This window comes from Gordonia sp. DT101, assembly GCF_049844895.1.
Taxonomy (GTDB): domain Bacteria; phylum Actinomycetota; class Actinomycetes; order Mycobacteriales; family Mycobacteriaceae; genus Gordonia.
The window spans coordinates 36,129-52,113 of the sequence record NZ_JBNCLX010000010.1 but is presented as its reverse complement, the minus strand read 5'-3'; the positions used below and the strand labels follow the sequence as shown (position 1 = coordinate 52,113).

Annotated in this window: 12 protein-coding genes; 9 read left to right on the top strand and 3 right to left on the bottom strand. The window is 67.8% G+C overall.

All coding sequences use genetic code 11. The features are described from left to right. Positions 1–21 precede the first annotated feature (21 nt). A complete protein-coding gene (locus tag ACLQ3I_RS22950; protein ID WP_425794600.1) occupies positions 22–1,395 on the top strand; it encodes an ABC1 kinase family protein in 1,374 nt (457 codons plus the stop codon). Positions 1,396–1,520: 125 nt separating this feature from the next. Further along, a complete protein-coding gene (locus tag ACLQ3I_RS22945) occupies positions 1,521–3,008 on the top strand; it encodes a DUF3068 domain-containing protein (protein ID WP_425805069.1) in 1,488 nt (495 codons plus the stop codon). 371 nt (positions 3,009–3,379) lie between these two features. Here the strand turns inward: ACLQ3I_RS22945 and ACLQ3I_RS22940 are convergent, their stop codons facing one another. After that, a complete protein-coding gene (locus tag ACLQ3I_RS22940; RefSeq protein WP_425794602.1) occupies positions 3,380–4,336 on the bottom strand; it encodes an alpha/beta hydrolase in 957 nt (318 codons plus the stop codon). Positions 4,337–4,699: 363 nt separating this feature from the next. Between ACLQ3I_RS22940 and ACLQ3I_RS22935 the strand changes: the two genes are divergently transcribed. The 6 genes from ACLQ3I_RS22935 to ACLQ3I_RS22910 all read left to right on the top strand — a co-directional run bounded on the left by ACLQ3I_RS22935 (position 4,700) and on the right by ACLQ3I_RS22910 (position 13,724). Next, positions 4,700–6,187 carry an amidase gene (locus ACLQ3I_RS22935; RefSeq protein ID WP_425794603.1) on the top strand — a complete coding sequence of 496 codons (1,488 nt, stop codon included), beginning with the start codon at positions 4,700–4,702 and terminating at the stop codon, positions 6,185–6,187. Positions 6,188–6,315: 128 nt separating this feature from the next. Further along, a complete protein-coding gene (locus ACLQ3I_RS22930) occupies positions 6,316–7,977 on the top strand; it encodes an FAD-binding dehydrogenase (protein WP_425805067.1) in 1,662 nt (553 codons plus the stop codon). A 97-nt stretch (positions 7,978–8,074) separates the two neighbouring features. Further along, the gene (locus ACLQ3I_RS22925) at positions 8,075–9,109 is read left to right on the top strand and encodes a Dyp-type peroxidase (RefSeq protein ID WP_425805064.1); all 1,035 of its coding nucleotides are present in this window, start codon (positions 8,075–8,077) and stop codon (positions 9,107–9,109) included. Positions 9,110–9,152: 43 nt separating this feature from the next. Next, a complete protein-coding gene (locus ACLQ3I_RS22920) occupies positions 9,153–9,962 on the top strand; it encodes a family 1 encapsulin nanocompartment shell protein (protein WP_425794606.1) in 810 nt (269 codons plus the stop codon). A gap of 91 nt (positions 9,963–10,053) precedes the next feature. Continuing rightward, positions 10,054–11,787, top strand: coding sequence for an ABC transporter ATP-binding protein (locus tag ACLQ3I_RS22915; protein WP_425794607.1), 1,734 nt, complete (start codon positions 10,054–10,056; stop codon positions 11,785–11,787). Then, entirely contained in the window at positions 11,784–13,724 is a 1,941-nt protein-coding gene (locus ACLQ3I_RS22910) for an ABC transporter ATP-binding protein (protein ID WP_425794608.1), read from the top strand. Before ACLQ3I_RS22915 ends, ACLQ3I_RS22910 begins: the two co-directional genes overlap by 4 nt. A gap of 29 nt (positions 13,725–13,753) precedes the next feature. Here ACLQ3I_RS22910 and ACLQ3I_RS22905 read toward each other — a convergent pair whose 3' ends face one another. Beyond that, the gene (locus tag ACLQ3I_RS22905; RefSeq protein WP_425805133.1) at positions 13,754–14,380 is read right to left on the bottom strand and encodes a hypothetical protein; all 627 of its coding nucleotides are present in this window, start codon (positions 14,378–14,380) and stop codon (positions 13,754–13,756) included. 89 nt (positions 14,381–14,469) lie between these two features. Between ACLQ3I_RS22905 and ACLQ3I_RS22900 the strand changes: the two genes are divergently transcribed. Next, a complete protein-coding gene (locus tag ACLQ3I_RS22900) occupies positions 14,470–15,039 on the top strand; it encodes a YdeI/OmpD-associated family protein (protein WP_425805062.1) in 570 nt (189 codons plus the stop codon). A 122-nt stretch (positions 15,040–15,161) separates the two neighbouring features. On the opposite strand, the gene ACLQ3I_RS22895 is transcribed toward ACLQ3I_RS22900, so the two are convergent. Then, on the bottom strand, positions 15,162–15,953 hold the full coding sequence (locus tag ACLQ3I_RS22895; protein ID WP_425805060.1) for an SDR family oxidoreductase: 792 nt from the start codon (positions 15,951–15,953) through the stop codon (positions 15,162–15,164). Positions 15,954–15,985 lie beyond the last annotated feature (32 nt).

The window sequence follows — 15,985 nt, the reverse complement described above, 5'->3', positions numbered from 1 at the left end:
TTACACTTGCCGATGGTGACGATGCAGAACTCCGCAAACGACGACCTACGCAGACAGCTGCCCACGGTGTCGCCGATCGCCGAGATCACCCGATTCGGCACGGCGACCGCCCACACGGCGGCGGGCGTCGGGCGCTTCGTGTTCCACACCCTCGACGACGCCGTCCACGGTCGTCGCCCGACCGCACAGCGCGTCGCCCACGAGATCCGGACCACGTTCGAACATCTCGGCCCCACCTACGTCAAACTCGGGCAACTCATCGCCTCGAGCCCCGGGGTGTTCAGCGACACGCTCTCGGCCGAGTTCGAATCCCTGCTCGACCGGGTTCGTCCCGCCGACCCCACCGACATCCGGCGACTGTTCATCGAGGAGTTCGGCCGCGGTCCCGAGGAGGTCTTCGCGGCCTTCGACGTCGAGCCGATCGCGTCCGCCTCGATCGCGCAGGTTCACACCGCGACCCTGCACACCGGCGAAGAGGTCGTGGTCAAGATCCAGCGCCCGGGAATCACCGACCGTCTCGCACCGGATGTCGCCCTGCTCGAGCGATTCGCGGGACTCGCGGAGATCTCCGAGTACGGCCGGATGCTGAGCGCCCGACACGTCGTCGAGGACTTCGCCGACGGCCTGTCGGCAGAACTCGACTTCCGCAACGAGGCGGACGCGATGCGGGAGTGGTACGAGTGCCTGCGAGACGGCCCATACGGTAGCCGCGTCCGGGTTCCCGAGGTCCACGACGAGTTCACCACCTCGCGAGTGCTCACGATGGAACGGGTGTACGCGATCCGCATCGACGACGCCGCGGCAGTCCGCGCCGCGGGCCATGACGGCGTCGCGCTGTGTCGCAATCTGCTGCTCTCCCTCCTCGAGTCGGCGTTCCACGGTGGCCTGTTCCACGGCGATCTCCACGCGGGCAACGTGCTCGTCGACGCCAACGGCACGCTCGTACTACTCGACTTCGGCATCGTCGGGCGGTTCACCAAACGGACGCGACGGATTCTCCGGCAACTCGTCGTCGACCTCATCGTGCGCGGCGACTACGAGTCGGCCGGCCGCGCGATCTTTCTGCTCGGGGCCGTCCACAATCCGACGTCGTCGACCAGCGAGGGCGCCGAGGACATCAAGCGCGTGGCCATGCCGCTGTCGTCGACCGATCTCGGCTCGATGTCGTACGGCGATCTCGGACGCCAACTGGCCGCGGTCGCCAAGGCACACGACGCCCGATTGCCCCGCGAACTCGTTCTCGTCGGCAAACAGCTCCTTTACGTAGAGAAATACATGAAGTTGCTCGCGCCGCGCTGGAAAGCCATGTCCGACAAAGAGATCTACGCATATATGGCCGGGATCATGAAAGAGGCCGAACGCGACAGACGGTCCGATCGCAGCCGGTCGGGCTGACCGTCGGACGGCTCGGGGGAGGCGTATGGCACGGTCGTTGCCAGGAATGTCCGAGACCTCCGTCGGGTTACGGCACGGCGCCGCTACTGTTGTGACGTTGAGTCCGGAGTACAGGAGTGGAGAGAATGAGACGACTTTGGCTGGCGCTGCCGGCGTTCCTCGGCGCCGCATGCATCGCCGCTGCCATAGCCATACCGCTGTTCCTCGTACCGCAACTGCGCGTGGTGCCACTCGACCTGGACATCACGTCGGTCGCCACCACAGTGCCCGAGGACGGATCCAGCGGTGACCGGTTCCCGGCCGAGATCTTCGATCGCTGTTCGGTGAGTGAGCGCAAGGCACGTGTGCTGGACGCCCATCTCACCCAGCAGCGCCGATCGGTCATCGTCGACCCGTCGGACAAGCGCCAGGCGACCCTGCAGTCGGCGCAGACCGTCCAGATCGACCGTGTTCGCGACGCCGCAGGCAACGAGACGGACCCGTCGATGGCAGGTGCCGACGGCGAGCGCAAATGCGACGATGGTCTGCTGACCGCGAACATCGACCGGGTGTCGGTGAATCGCAAGTCGTCGGTGCCGAACGGGACCGTCAGCTCTCTGCAGCTCGAGGCCGCACCCGAAGGGGTGAACCCGAAGGACGTCTCGGTCGACCTCCCCGATCGCAAGGGCTTCCAGTACAAGTTCGGCTTCGACGTCGGCAAGCGCGCGTATCTCTACTACGACACGAACACGCGCCAGGACATCCCGGTCAACTTCAAGGGCGAGAAGGACATCAACGGGGTCAAGACCTATGAGTTCGTCGGCGACGTACCGGAGACCGACGTCTCGGGCCTGCCGAACGCCCAGGGTGAGGCGGCGCTCGGCACGATGCTGACCATGCCGGCGAGCTGGTGGGGTATCAGCGGACGCGGCGTGAAGCCGAACGACAAGATCACGATGCACCGGTACGCCACCGCCACCCGGCATGTGTTCGTCGAGCCGGAGACCGGCACCATCATCGACGGTCTCGAAGATCAGCACCAGTACTTCCGGTCGCCCGACCAGAGCTCCGACACCCCCGCACCGGTTCGGGACTTTCAGATGGACGTACTCAAGGCGCGATTCAAGTGGTCCGATCAAACGGTCAAGAACCAGGCCGAGACGGCCGACCACTACAAGGGGCTGTTGACCCTCGGCAGCTTCTGGCTGCCGCTGATCCTCGGCATCGTCGGTGTGTTGCTGTTGGCTCTGTGGGGCTTCCTGATGTGGCGTGCACGCCGCAACCGGGACGGCGACGACACCCCGCCCGCCGACGACGAGACGGCTACCTGGGACGCCCCCGACGCGGCCGGCACCACCGCCGGGCGACACGAGGTCGACCCGACCGTTCCGGTGGCCGGCGCAGCTGCCGCCGGCGCAGGCGCCTCCCTCGACCCATGGGACCGGCCGACCGAGCAGATCCCCCGAGTGGACACGCCGGACGAGACTCCCGCCGACGACACTGCGACGCAGACGTTCACGCCGCCGCCGACGGCGGACGACTCCGCGACGCAGACGTTCCGGCCCACGGATGAGTTCCGCCCGTCGGACGACGACGACGAGACCCACCACTTCCGTCGTCCGCCCGGCGAGTAGCCCGCCGTAGTCCCGCACAAGGCTCCCACCACCCGCTCACTCCGAGCACGTGGTGGGAGCCTTGCTCGTTGGCAGGGCCACCCGCCACCGTCGCCCGCGCTGCCCCGCTCTGCCCTGACCTGCCCAGCCGATCGTGCGCAAAAGCTCGCCGAACGTGCGCAGATTCCCGTCGATCGTGCACGGTTCGCAGGGCATGGACCCCCATTGCGCACGGTCGACGAGCAAGTGCGCACGGTCGACGAGCAAGTGCGCACGATCGACGGGGTTCTGCGCACGGTCGGCGAGCGAGTGCGCACGATCGGCACGACAACAAACGCGGCCGGTGACCCTCAGGTCACCGGCCGCGTCGGTCGGAAGTCAGTCCGCAGCGATCAGAAGAACGCCGGGCGGAACGTGGTGGCCCACGACTGCTTGAAGTCGCTCTCCCAGTAGTCCCACCAGTGGACGCCGTCCGGGGTGATGTGCGTGGTCAGCTTGACGCCGGGGACCACGGCCAGACGACCGATGTAGAGCTGGCTGCTGGTCGACGCGGCGACCTCGAGCGGAACCATCTGCGCGAACTTGACCGGGTTGAAGTTGGCGCTGGCCGGGTTCACCGACGAGTCGTACTTGCTGCCGACGCCGGTGCCCGCCGACACGTAGACACGCTTGCCCGCGAGGTTGTTGGCAGTCAGGAACGGGTCGTTGGCGGCCCATTCACCGGCCGGCCAGAAGCCCCACATGTTGATCGGGTTGCCGCCCATCTCGGCGACCGACGCCTGGATGCCCTGGTTGAAGCCCGGCAGGGTGACCGTCGGGTAGCCGCTGTACGACGCGACCGCGCGGTAGAAGCCGGGGTGACGCGAGGCGAGGTTCAGCGCCGACGTGCCCGACATCGACAGACCGGCGATGCCGTTGCGGCGGTTGTCGCTGTTGTGGCGACGCTGCATGTATGCGGGCAGCTCGCGGGTCAGGAAGGTCTCCCACTTGTTGACACCCAGCTTGGGATCGGTGCGCTCCCAGTCGGTGTAGAAGCTGCCGCCGCCACCGAACGGGATCGCGACGTTGGTGCCCTTGCCGACCATGAAACGGTCGACATCGGTGTTCTGCAGCCAGCCGCTGGTGTTGTTCGGGGCGCGCAGGCCGTCGAGGACGTACAGGGTGGGCTTCGGGCCGCCACCGCCACCGTCGACGATCCGGACCGGGATGTTGCGGTGCATGGCCGCGGAGTAGACGTACTCGGTGTTACCGGCCGCCTGAGCGGTCGGAGCAGCAACCATGGTCACGCCCGTCGCGGCCACGACAGCCACAAGTCCGGCGACCAAGCGCTTACGGGCGCGTGTCAGCATTGATTTTTTCCTTATCGATCTCGACCACGAAGTGGGCCACATCATCTCACGGGGGTCATCTCACGGGATTCTATGGCTCGTCGGCCCTGCGCATACCCGTCGTGAGGCAGTGTAACGGCTCGATAACACACCGGCAAAGGCCAGGACGAAGGCCGTGACCGACGACAACCCGACATAACGCACCGGCGGATCGCACCACCTGCGCAAACCCGAGCCGGACCGGCGGCTGGATCGGACCCCTTACTGGGACGGTCGTACAGCGTTATGGCGCCGTTATCGCATTGCTCGATGAACGGTGATCATCACCGATTCGCCGCCCGAGATCCTTCCGGCCGGACACCCCGGCGCCGTAATGTTTGCCCGGTGAACCTGAGCGAGTATCGCCGCCTCGACGCCACCTCCCTCGCCGAACTGGTCACCCGAGGCGACGTCACCCCCGCCGAACTGCTCGCACTCGCCAGGCAACGCGCCGACGCGGTGAATCCCCGACTCAATGCGATCGTCCGTCGGATGGACGAGGAGGCCGACGCACGAGCGGCCGGCCCCGACCTGTCGGGTCCGTTCGCGGGCGTCCCCTTCCTGATCAAGGATCTGGCCCAGGAGTACAGGGGCTACCCGACGTCGAGCGGCTCGCGATCCCTGGCACACCACATCGCTCCCGAACACTCCAACGTGGTGCGCCGCTTCCTCGACGCCGGACTGGTGATCTTCGGCAAGACCAACACCCCCGAGTTCGGCGCGAAGGGCATCACCGAATCCGACCTCTGGGGTCCGGCCCGCAACCCCTGGAACACCGACCACACGCCGGGAGGTTCGTCCGGCGGTTCGGGCGCGGCGGTCGCCGCGGGCATCGTGCCCGCGGCCGGCGCCAACGACGGCGGCGGGTCGATCCGAATCCCGGCGGCCTGTAACGGGCTCGTCGGACTCAAACCGACGCGCGGGCTTGCCCCGTTCGGCCCGGCCACCGGCGAGGCGATGTTCGGGATGGCGGTCCAGGGGGTCGTGTCCCGCACGGTGCGCGACGCCGCCGCCCTCTACGACGCCATCGTCGGGCCCACGCCCGGCTCGGTCTACCCGACACCGACGCCGAGCACGCCGTTCGCCACCCGGATCGCGGACCCGCCGTCGCGGCTGCGGATCGGTTACTCGGCGTCGTCGGCGATCAATCCGAATCCGGATCCCGAGGCGGTCGCCGCCGTCGAACATGCCGCGAAGGTCCTCGACGAGCTCGGTCATCACGTCGAGGAGGTCGCACCGCCCTACGACGACGCCGCGCTGGCCCGCGACTTCCTCACCATCTGGTTCGCGGTGCTCGCGACCGAGGTCGACGAGACCCGCGCACTCACCGGTGCGACCGACCGCGACTTCGAGGCCGACACCCTGGCGATGGCGGAACTCGGACGGTCCGCCGGTGCGGTCGCGGCGTTGAGCGCACTGAACAAGGTGAACGACCATGTGATCTCCCTGGAGACGTTCCACCGGTCCTACGACTATTTCCTCACACCGACGCTCGCCACTCCTCCGCTGAAGATCGGTGCCACCACCACGCCCCCGCCACTACAGGCCGCCTCTCGGGTGATCTCCAAGCTGCACGCGGGAAACCTGCTGGCACGCACCGGAATCCTCGACGATCTCATCGAGCAGAGCCTCGGCTGGGTGCCCTACACGCAGCTCGCCAACCTGACCGGCCGCCCGGCCATCAGCGTGCCGCTGCACTGGACAGCTGCGGGCCTGCCGCTCGGCGTGCAGTTCGTCGGGCGCCTCGGTACCGACGGCGACCTGCTCGCGTTGGCCGCCCAGCTCGAACAGGCCGATCCCTGGGTGCATCGCTACGCCGACATCCGAATCTGAGAGCGTCGGGCGAATCTGAGAGCGTCGGGCGAATCTGAGAGCGTCAGGGGGTCACACAGGTCAAGTCGGGGTGCCCGTCGCGTGACGGGCGCTAGTCTCGACGTCAACGGAGAAGTAGGGAGGGCGCGGTGAGCCAGCAGCAAGCCGACGCGGTGGTGGTCGGATCGGGGTTGGCCGGACTGGTCGCGACCTACGAACTCACCCAAGCCGGGCGCAAGGTCATCGTCGTGGATCAGGAGAATCGCAACAACCTCGGCGGGCAGGCGTTCTGGTCGCTGGGTGGGCTTTTCCTCGTCGACACCCCCGAGCAGCGCCGGCTCGGTATCGAGGACTCGGCCGAACTCGCACTCCAGGACTGGATGGGGTCGGCCGGCTTCGACCGCGACGACGAGGATTTCTGGCCCCGGCAGTGGGCCCGCGCCTACGTCGACTTCGCCTCGTCCACGAAACGGCAGTACCTGCACGACCTGGGGCTACGGATCACCCCGGTCGTCGGGTGGGCCGAACGTGGCGGCGGATTCGCCGATGGCCACGGCAACTCGGTACCGCGCTTCCACCTCACCTGGGGCACCGGCCCGGAGGTCGTGCGGGTGTTCGCCGAACCCGTCCTCGAGGCCGAGAAGCAGGGACTCGTCGAGTTCCGGTTCCGCCACCAGGTCGACGAGATCGTCGTCGAGGGCGACGCCGCCGTCGGTGTCCGTGGCTCGGTACTATCCCCCACCGAGCTCGACCGGGGGGTCGCTTCCGCCCGAGACGTGGTCGGCGACTTCGAGATCCGGGCCGACGCGGTCATTGTCACCACCGGCGGCATCGGTCACAACCACGAGCTCATCCGCAAGAACTGGCCGACCGAGCGTCTTGGCCCAGCACCGAAGACGATGATCTCCGGCGTCCCGGCCTACGTCGACGGCCGAATGCTCGGCATCGCCGAATCGGCGGGCGCCAGTCTGGTCAACCGGGATCGCATGTGGCACTACACCGAAGGCATCCACAACTGGGATCCGATCTGGCCGGACCACGCGATCCGCATCATCCCGGGACCGTCGTCCCTGTGGCTCGATGCCAACGGAAATCGACTGGCCCCACCCAACTTCCCCGGTTTCGACACCAACTCGACGATGAAGGCGATCCTGTCCACCGGCCACGATTATTCGTGGTTCATCCTGACCCAGAGCATCATCGAGAAGGAGTTCGCGCTCTCCGGCTCCGAGCAGAACCCCGACATCACCGACAAGGACCTCAAGTTCGCCGCCAAGAGCCGCTTCGCCAAGGGCGCCCCCGGGCCGGTGGACGCGTTCACCCGACACGGCGTCGACTTCGTGGTGCGCGACAACCTGCCTGAACTCGTCGCCGGGATGAACGCGATCACGCGCGGCCCGAAGCTCGACCTCCAGCACGTGGAACGGGTCGTCTCCGCGCGCGACGCCGAGATGGGCAACAAGTTCTCCAAGGACGCCCAGTTGATGGCGATCACGAACGCCCGTCAGTATCTGGGCGACAAACTCGTACGCGTCGCGAAACCGCACCGACTGCTCGACCCCGCGCACGGCCCCCTGATCGCGGTGCGGCTCAACATCCTGTCGCGCAAGACATTGGGCGGACTGGAGACCAACCTCGATTCCCAGGTCATGCGACCCGACGGCACCGCGTTCGACGGTCTGTTCGCGGCGGGCGAGGTCGCCGGGTTCGGCGGCGGCGGGGTTCACGGCTACAACGCCCTGGAGGGCACCTTCCTGGGCGGCTGCATCTTCTCCGGGAGGGCCGCCGGACGGGCGATTGCCCGCGGCTGAAGCCGTCCGTCGGAGGCCTAAAAGGTTTGCCTCGCCAACCCATTCGGGGCGCGGGCGCTACGCTCACCGCCCATCGGTGGTCCGCTAGAGTGAACTGGTGCCGGTCCCGCAGACGATCCTGACGCGCAAGACGAAGGCGGCCCTGTTCCTCGTCCTCACCATCGACGACGGCGGCGAGGACACGGCCCGCGGTCTGTTGTCGGATCTCCCCACGCTGGCCCGCGCGGTCTCCTCACGCGCTCCCGAGGCCGCGCTGTCGGCGATCGCCTCCGTCGGATCGCAGGCATGGGACCGCCTGTTCGACGGCCCCCGGCCCGGGTCGCTGCGTCCCTTCGTCACCTACGAGGGTGAGGTGCACACCGCGCCGACCACCCCCGGCGACATCCTGCTCCACATCAAGGCCGATCAGCTCGATCTCTGTTTCGAGGTGGGCCGCCTGGCCATGGATGCGCTCGGTGACGCGGTGACCGTCGTCGACGAGGTCCACGGCTTCCGCTACTTCGACCTGCGTGACCTCATCGGATTCGTCGACGGCACCGAGAACCCGGTCGGCCAGGCGGCCATCGACGCCATCACCGTCGGCGACGAGGATCCCGACTTCGCGGGCGGGAGTTACGTCGCGATCCAGCGCTACGTGACCGACCTGGAGGCCTGGAACGGGCTCACCGTCGAAGACCAGGAAGCCGCGATCGGCCGCACCAAGACCGACAACGTCGAGATGTCCGACGACGTGAAGCCGACCAATTCCCACATCGCGCTCAACGTGGTCGAGGACGACGACGGCGAGGAGATCGACGTCGTCCGCGACAACATGCCCTACGGCGACGTCTCCGTGGCCGGCGAACGCGGCACGTTCTACATCGCCTACTCCGCGGGCCCGGATGTGACCGAGGAGATGCTGCGGAAGATGTTCATCGGCGATCCGCCCGGGAACTACGATCGGCTCCTCGACTTCACGACCGCGGTGACCGGCGCACAGTTCTTCACGCCGACGATCGACTTCCTCGAGGACCTGCCCCCGGCACCGGCGGAGCGCTCCGCATCGGACGAGCCCGCCGCGACCGACGAGACGCCGGAACCCACCGTCGCCCGATCATCCGATCGCTCACTCGGCATCGGATCCTTGCGTTGACCACCATCAGAACCCCGTACCGGCCGACCCCCAGGAGACACCAATGAGCAATCTGCATCGCGAACTCGCACCGATATCCGAGGCCGCCTGGGCCGAGATCGAGGAGGAGGCCACCCGCTCGTTCAAGCGCAACAGCGCGGGCCGCCGTCTCGTCGACGTCAAGGGCCCGCTCGGCAACGACGTCGCGTCGATCACGCTCGGGCATCGCACCAAGATCGACTCCCCCGCCGACGGCATCCTCGCGTTCGCCCGGCAGTCCCAGTCGCTGGTGGAGCTGAAGGTGCCGTTCACGGTCACCCGAGAGGCCATCGACGACGTCGACCGCGGCTCCAAGGATTCCGACTGGGACCCCGTTCGCAACGCCGCCGCCGAGCTGGCCCGCGCCGAGGACCGCGCGATCTTCGAGGGGTACCCGGCCGCCGGGATCAGCGGAATCCGCGCCACCGCGTCGGCCACGCCGATCGCGCTGCCCGAGGACGTGCGGGACTACCCGGAGGCGCTCGCCCAGGCCACCAGCGCACTGCGGCTCGCCTCGGTCGAGGGCCCGTACTCGTTGGCGCTGTCGGCGGACGTCTACACGCTGGTCAACGAGACCTCGAACCACGGCGTCCCGATCCGCGACCATCTCCAGCGACTTCTCGTCGCCGGCGGCGAGATCGTCTGGGCACCCGCGATCTCGGGCGCTTTCCTGCTCAGCACCCGGGGAGGAGACTTCGAGCTGAACATCGGCCAGGACGTCTCCATCGGGTACGACTCGCACGACGGCGACACCGTGACCCTCTACTTCAAGGAGTCGTTCACCTACCTGACGTACACGCCCGAAGCCGCGGTACCGTTCACATTCGCCGGCTGAGTATCGGGCCCGCCGCGGCCTGGCATCAGGGTCAGATATCCGGTCGCAGGCCGTCGGTCGGAGTTGCTAGCGTCATCGGGGTGATCTCGTCATGTTGAGTCGGCTGATCCGCACGTATCTGTCGAATTACCCCCGGAACATGGTCGCCGTCGTCGGGCTGCAGCTCGTCGCGACCGCGGCGATGCTCTATCTGCCGACGCTGAACGCCGACATCATCGACGACGGCGTCGCCCGCGGCGACACCGACTACATCCTGCGCACCGGCGGCTGGATGCTCGTCATCTCCGTCGTCCAGGTGATCTGCACCATCGTCGCCCAGTATTTCGGTGCGCGCGCTGCGCTCGGCGTCGGCCGCGACATCCGCCACGACCTGCTGCACCGGGTGAACACCTTCTCGGCGCGGGAGATCGGCGGGTTCGGCGCGCCGTCGCTGATCACCCGGACCACCAACGACGTGCAGCAGGTGCAGTTGTTGGTGGTGATGAGCACGGCGATCCTGGTGATGGCCCCGATCATGTGTGTCGGCGGCATCGTCATGGGTATCCACGTCGCGCCCGGACTGTCGTGGGTGCTGGCCATCGCGGTCCCGATCCTCGGCGTCACCATGGCGTTGATCATCGGACGGATGATCCCGGGATTCCGCGCCATGCAGGAGCGCATCGACGCCGTGAATCGTGTGCTGCGCGAGCAGATCACCGGAATCCGCGTGGTCCGCGCGTTCGTGCGGGAACCCCATGAGATCCAGCGCTTCTCCGTCGCCAACGACCGCCTCGCCGACGCGACCCTGCGCGTCGGCCGCCTGATGGCCCTGATGTTCCCCGTCGTCATGCTCATCACCAACGTGACCATCGTCGCGATCATCTGGTTCGGCGGGCACGCGGTGTCCGACGGCAGCGTCGAGATCGGCGCGCTCACCGCGATGATGAGCTACGCGATGCAGATCATGATGTCGGTGATGATGGCCTCGTTCCTGGCGATGATGGCGCCCCGCGCCACGGTCTGTGCCGAACGCATCTGCGAGGTCCTCGACACCGACACCTCGGTGCAACCTCCTGCCGAGGCGGTCGGGTTCGCCGGCGATCCCGCCACCGTGGAGTTCCGGGGTGCCGAGTTCCGCTACCCGGGCGCCGACGACCCGGTGCTGCGCGACATCCGCTTCCGCGTGGAACCGGGCACGACGACCGCGATCGTCGGGTCGACGGGCTCCGGCAAGACCACGGTCCTCGGGCTCATCCCCCGACTCATCGACGCCACCGACGGTGAGGTCCTCGTCGGCGGGACCGATGTCCGCCGGCTCGATCCGGACCGACTCCGCTCGGTCGTCGGACTCGTACCGCAACGGCCCTACCTCTTCTCCGGGACCATCGCGTCCAATCTCCGCCACGGAAAACCCGATGCCACCGACGACGAGATCTGGGCCGCACTGCGGATCGCCCAGGCCGAGGATTTCGTGTCGCGGATGCCCGACGGCCTCGAGACCACGGTCGCCCAGGGCGGCACCACCGTGTCCGGTGGCCAGCGCCAGCGACTCGCGATCGCCCGCGCACTGATCCGCAAACCCGCCGTCTACCTCTTCGACGACTCGTTCTCCGCCCTCGACCTGACCACCGACGCCCGGCTGCGTGCCGCGCTCCGTCCGGCCACCCGCGAGTCCGCGGTGATCGTGGTCGCGCAGCGGGTCTCGACCATCGTCGACGCCGACCAGATCGTCGTGCTCAATCGCGGCCGGGTGGTGGGGCTCGGTCGTCACGACGACCTCGTCGAGAGCTGCGAGACCTACGCCGAGATCGTCGAATCGCAGCTCGCGATCCAGGAGGCGTCATGACGCGCGGCGGCGGCCCGGCGCTCGCAGGTGCTCCGGCGGAGAAGCCCCGCTCCTTCGGTCCGTCGGTGAAGCGACTGATCCATCGGCTGCTCGCCTACCGGATCTTCACGGTGACGGTGCTGACGTCGATCGTCGTGTCGGTGATCCTCGCGGCGGTGGCGCCCCGGGTGCTCGGGCATGCCACCGACCTCGTGTTCGACGGGGTGATCGGGGCGACGCTGCCGGCCGGGCTCACCAAGGACCAGGCGATCGCCGGGATGCGCGAGAGCGGCCAGAACACCTTCGCCGACATGGTGAGTTCGATGGACGTCACGCCCGGTGTGGGTGTCGACTTCTCCGCGGTCGGCAAGGTGCTGCTGATCGTGCTCATCCTGTACGTCGGGTCGTCGCTGCTGGCGTGGCTGGCCGCGTATCTGCTGAACATCGTCGTCGTCGGGACCATCCGGCGCCTGCGCGCAGAAGTCGAGGAGAAGGTCCATCGGCTGCCGCTGCGCTACTACGACGCCTCGGCGCGTGGCGATCTCCTCAGCCGGGTCACCAACGATCTCGACAATCTCTCGCAGAGCCTGCAGCAGACCATCGCCCAGTTCCTCAACTCGGTGCTGACCGTGATCGCCCTGCTGGTGATGATGATCTGGATCTCGCCGCTGCTCGCGCTCATCGCGGTCGTGACGGTGCCGCTGGCGGTCATCGCCACCACCCAGATCGCCAAACGGTCCAAACCCCACTTCATCGCGCAGTGGTCGTCCACCGGGGCGCTCAACGCGCAGGTCGAGGAGGCGTTCACCGGACACGAGCTGGTCAAGGCGTTCGGTCGGCAGCACGAGATCGAGGCCACCTTCGACGACCGCAACGAGCAGCTCTACGAATCGAGCTGGCGGGCCCAGTTCATCTCCGGGATCATCATGCCGACCATCATGTTCCTGGGAAATCTGAACTACGTGGCGATCGCCGTCGTCGGCGGTCTGCGCGTGGCATCGGGCGCGCTGAGCCTCGGCGAGGTGCAGGCGTTCATCCAGTACTCGCGTCAGTTCACGCAGCCGCTCACGCAGATCGGGTCGATGTTCAACCTGATGCAGAGCGGTGTCGCCTCGGCCGAGCGGATCTTCGACGTCCTCGACGCCGAGGAGGAATCGCCCGACCCCACCGATCCGGAGTCGCCGACGCACGGCCACGGGCACATCGCCTTCGAGGGGGTGTCGTTCCGCTACACCGACGACAAGCCGCTCATCGAGAACCTCTCGCTGGTGGCCCAGCCAGGACACATGGTCGCGATCGTCGGGCCCACCGGCGCGGGCAAGACGACCCTGGTGAACCTGATCATGCGGTTCTACGACGTCGACGACGGCACCATCCGGGTCGACGGGGTCGACTCACGACGGATGACCCGCGACGACCTGCGGGAACGCACCGGCATGGTGCTGCAGGACTCGTGGCTGTTCGGCGGCACCATCTACGACAACATCGCCTATGGCGATCCGACGGCGTCGCGAGCTGAGGTCATGGAGGCGGCCGCGCTCAGCCACGTCGATCACTTCGTGCGCACGCTCCCCGACGGCTACGACACCGTCCTCGACGAGGAGGGTGGCGGCGTGAGCGCCGGTGAGCGACAGCTGATCACCATCGCACGTGCGTTCCTGGCGAAGCCGACGATCCTCATCCTCGACGAGGCCACCAGCTCGGTGGACACCCGCACCGAACTGCTCATCCAGAAGGCCATGGCCAACCTCCGCACCGACCGCACGAGTTTTGTGATCGCACACCGTCTCTCGACGGTCCGCGACGCCGACGTCATCGTCGTGATGGAGGACGGGCGGATCGTCGAGCAGGGCAATCACGACCAACTGCTCGCGGCGCAGGGTGCCTACTGCCGGCTCTACAACTCGCAGTTCGCCGGACCGGCGGAGGTCGAGGAAGAAGAGTCGGTGACCCCGTAGTACGTGATCCGGGTAGTACGGGTGCCGGGTCAGCGTTCCCGACCGGGTTCGAGCGCGGCCGCGATCCGGCCCTCGAGTTTCTCGCTCGCGGCCGGCGGGACCGCGATGAGGCCGTCGAGCTCGGAGCGCGCCTTCCGGTACGCGGCCTGGCGTTCGGCCGGTGTGGCGCCGCTGTCCGCGGCCACCGCCACCAGCCGCCGGGCGCGCTCGAGACGCTCCCGCTCGACCGGGGAGAAGTCGCCCTGCTTCCGACGGCGGGCCTCGCGCTCGGCAGCGTCGAATGCCGTCGCGTACTCACCGACGGCATCGCGGTACTCGGCGAAGACGGCGGGGTCGAGAAGTTCGCCGGCATCGGCGGGGCGCAGGTCGTCCGCGTGCACCTTGGCCCGATGGAAGGCCAAGGTCAGTGACTCACGCAGGTCGGTCATCATCGGATATTCGATCAGGGTGGCCAGATCGAGTTCATAGCCGAACCAGCGGGTATCGACGTCGTCGTGCCGCGTCAGCACCTTGGCGATCGACGCCTTGCTGGTCTGGGTGATCCGCAGCTGCTCGGTGTGTGCCGACGCCCTGATCCGGGCCAGCTCGATCTTGTCCTTGCGACGCTTCTCGTTGTAGGCGGCCACGCGCGCGGCCCAGCCGCCCGCCACACCCATGACCGGGAAGACCAGCCACCAGTGTCCGCCGATAAATGCGAAGACCTCGCCCACCCCTCAACTGTACCGAGGCCACCTAGGCTTCTTCCATGGCCGACCCCGACGCCGAACACCTCCATCCCGGCTCCCTCGACGAGTGGCACAGCTGGCTGCGCGAAAACCACGACAAATCGGGCGGAGTCTGGTTTGTGTTCTGGCGCAAGGAGTCCGGAAACCCGCCGCTCGACTATGACGAAGTGGTGCGCGAGGCGCTCTGCTGGGGTTGGGTGGACGGCCACACCCGCACCATCGACGACGCACGGCGCGGCATGTGGTTCACCCGCCGCGGACGCAACAGCGCCTGGGCGGCGTCGAACAAGGCGCGGGTCACCGACCTGATCGCCCAGGACCGGATGCAGCCCGCAGGCCGGTCGGTGATCGACGACGCGAAGGCGCGCGGCCTGTGGACCCTGCTCGACGACGCCGAGGCACTCGTCGAGTCCCCCGAACTCACGGCCGCGCTCGACGCCGTCCCGCAGGCCCGGGCGAACTGGGATGCCTTCCCGCCCAGCGCCCGCAAATTCGGGCTCAGCCAGCTCGCCTTCGCCAAACAGCAGGCGACCAAGCGCAAACGCATCGCGACCATCGTCGAGAAGGCATCGCGCAACGAACGCCCCTGAGCTGCACGCCCGCACCCCCACCGCCGATCGAGCAGCCCGCGCGCCCACAACCACCCGCCGGTCGAGTGGCCGCGAACGTAGTGAGTGGCGTATCGAGACCCCCCGACCCCGCCCCCCGCGACCTACAGATCCGGGATCGGCAGATCGAGATTGGGCGTGACGATCCCGCCGTCGACCTCGAGGATCTTGCCGGTGACATACGAACCCGCAGGCGAGGCGAGGTAGAGCGCCGCCGCTGCGACATCCTCCGGATCGCCGAGCCGGTGCAACGGGGTGGCCGCCTCGATCTCCGACCGCATCTTCTCGTCGTCGGCGACGATGTCGAGCGCCGACGTCAGGATCGCTCCGGGCGCGATGCCGTTCACCCGAATCCTCGGGTTGAGGTCCATCGCGGCCAGCCGGGTGTACTGCGCGAGGGCGCCCTTGGCGGTGCCGTATGCGGCATAGGCCCGCCCGGGCGACCGCCCGACCATGGACGTGATGTTGATGACCGACCCACCGTCGGCGTTGGCGAGCAGATGCGGCACCGCCGCGACGACCAGGGCGTGCGCATTCGAGACGTTGAAGTCGAACGCCTGCGAGAGGTGTTTGGGCTTGGTGTCCATCAGGGGCCTCGGCAGTGCCCCGCCGACGTTGTTGACGACGATGTCGAGCCTGCCGAACTCGTCGACGGCGGTCTGCGCCAGCCCGGCCGCGGCGTCGAGGTCGCTGAGGTCGGCGGCCACCACCTTCGCCCGTCGGCCGACCTCGCGGATACGCGCGGCGACCTTGTCGAGTTCGCCTTCGTTGCGGGCGGAGATCACCAGGTCGGCGCCCGCCTCGGCGAACGCCACCGCGATGGCGGCACCGAGACCGCGTCCGGCGCCGGTCACCACGGCCACTTTGTCATCGATACGGAATCTGTCGAGAATCACCACCCGAGGATGCCACCGATCCCGCAAAACTG

Bases quoted from the DNA above. Each gene is read 5' to 3' on its own strand.
- ACLQ3I_RS22920 (WP_425794606.1), top strand. From the start codon at position 9,153: ATGAGCAATCTGCATCGCGAACTCGCACCGATATCCGAGGCCGCCTGG.
- ACLQ3I_RS22900 (WP_425805062.1), top strand. From the start codon at position 14,470: ATGGCCGACCCCGACGCCGAACACCTCCATCCCGGCTCCCTCGACGAG.
- ACLQ3I_RS22915 (WP_425794607.1), top strand. From the start codon at position 10,054: ATGTTGAGTCGGCTGATCCGCACGTATCTGTCGAATTACCCCCGGAAC.
- ACLQ3I_RS22905 (WP_425805133.1), bottom strand. From the start codon at position 14,380: ATGGGTGTGGCGGGCGGCTGGGCCGCGCGCGTGGCCGCCTACAACGAG.
- ACLQ3I_RS22950 (WP_425794600.1), top strand. From the start codon at position 22: ATGCAGAACTCCGCAAACGACGACCTACGCAGACAGCTGCCCACGGTG.
- ACLQ3I_RS22940 (WP_425794602.1), bottom strand. From the start codon at position 4,336: ATGCTGACACGCGCCCGTAAGCGCTTGGTCGCCGGACTTGTGGCTGTC.
- ACLQ3I_RS22910 (WP_425794608.1), top strand. From the start codon at position 11,784: ATGACGCGCGGCGGCGGCCCGGCGCTCGCAGGTGCTCCGGCGGAGAAG.
- ACLQ3I_RS22945 (WP_425805069.1), top strand. From the start codon at position 1,521: ATGAGACGACTTTGGCTGGCGCTGCCGGCGTTCCTCGGCGCCGCATGC.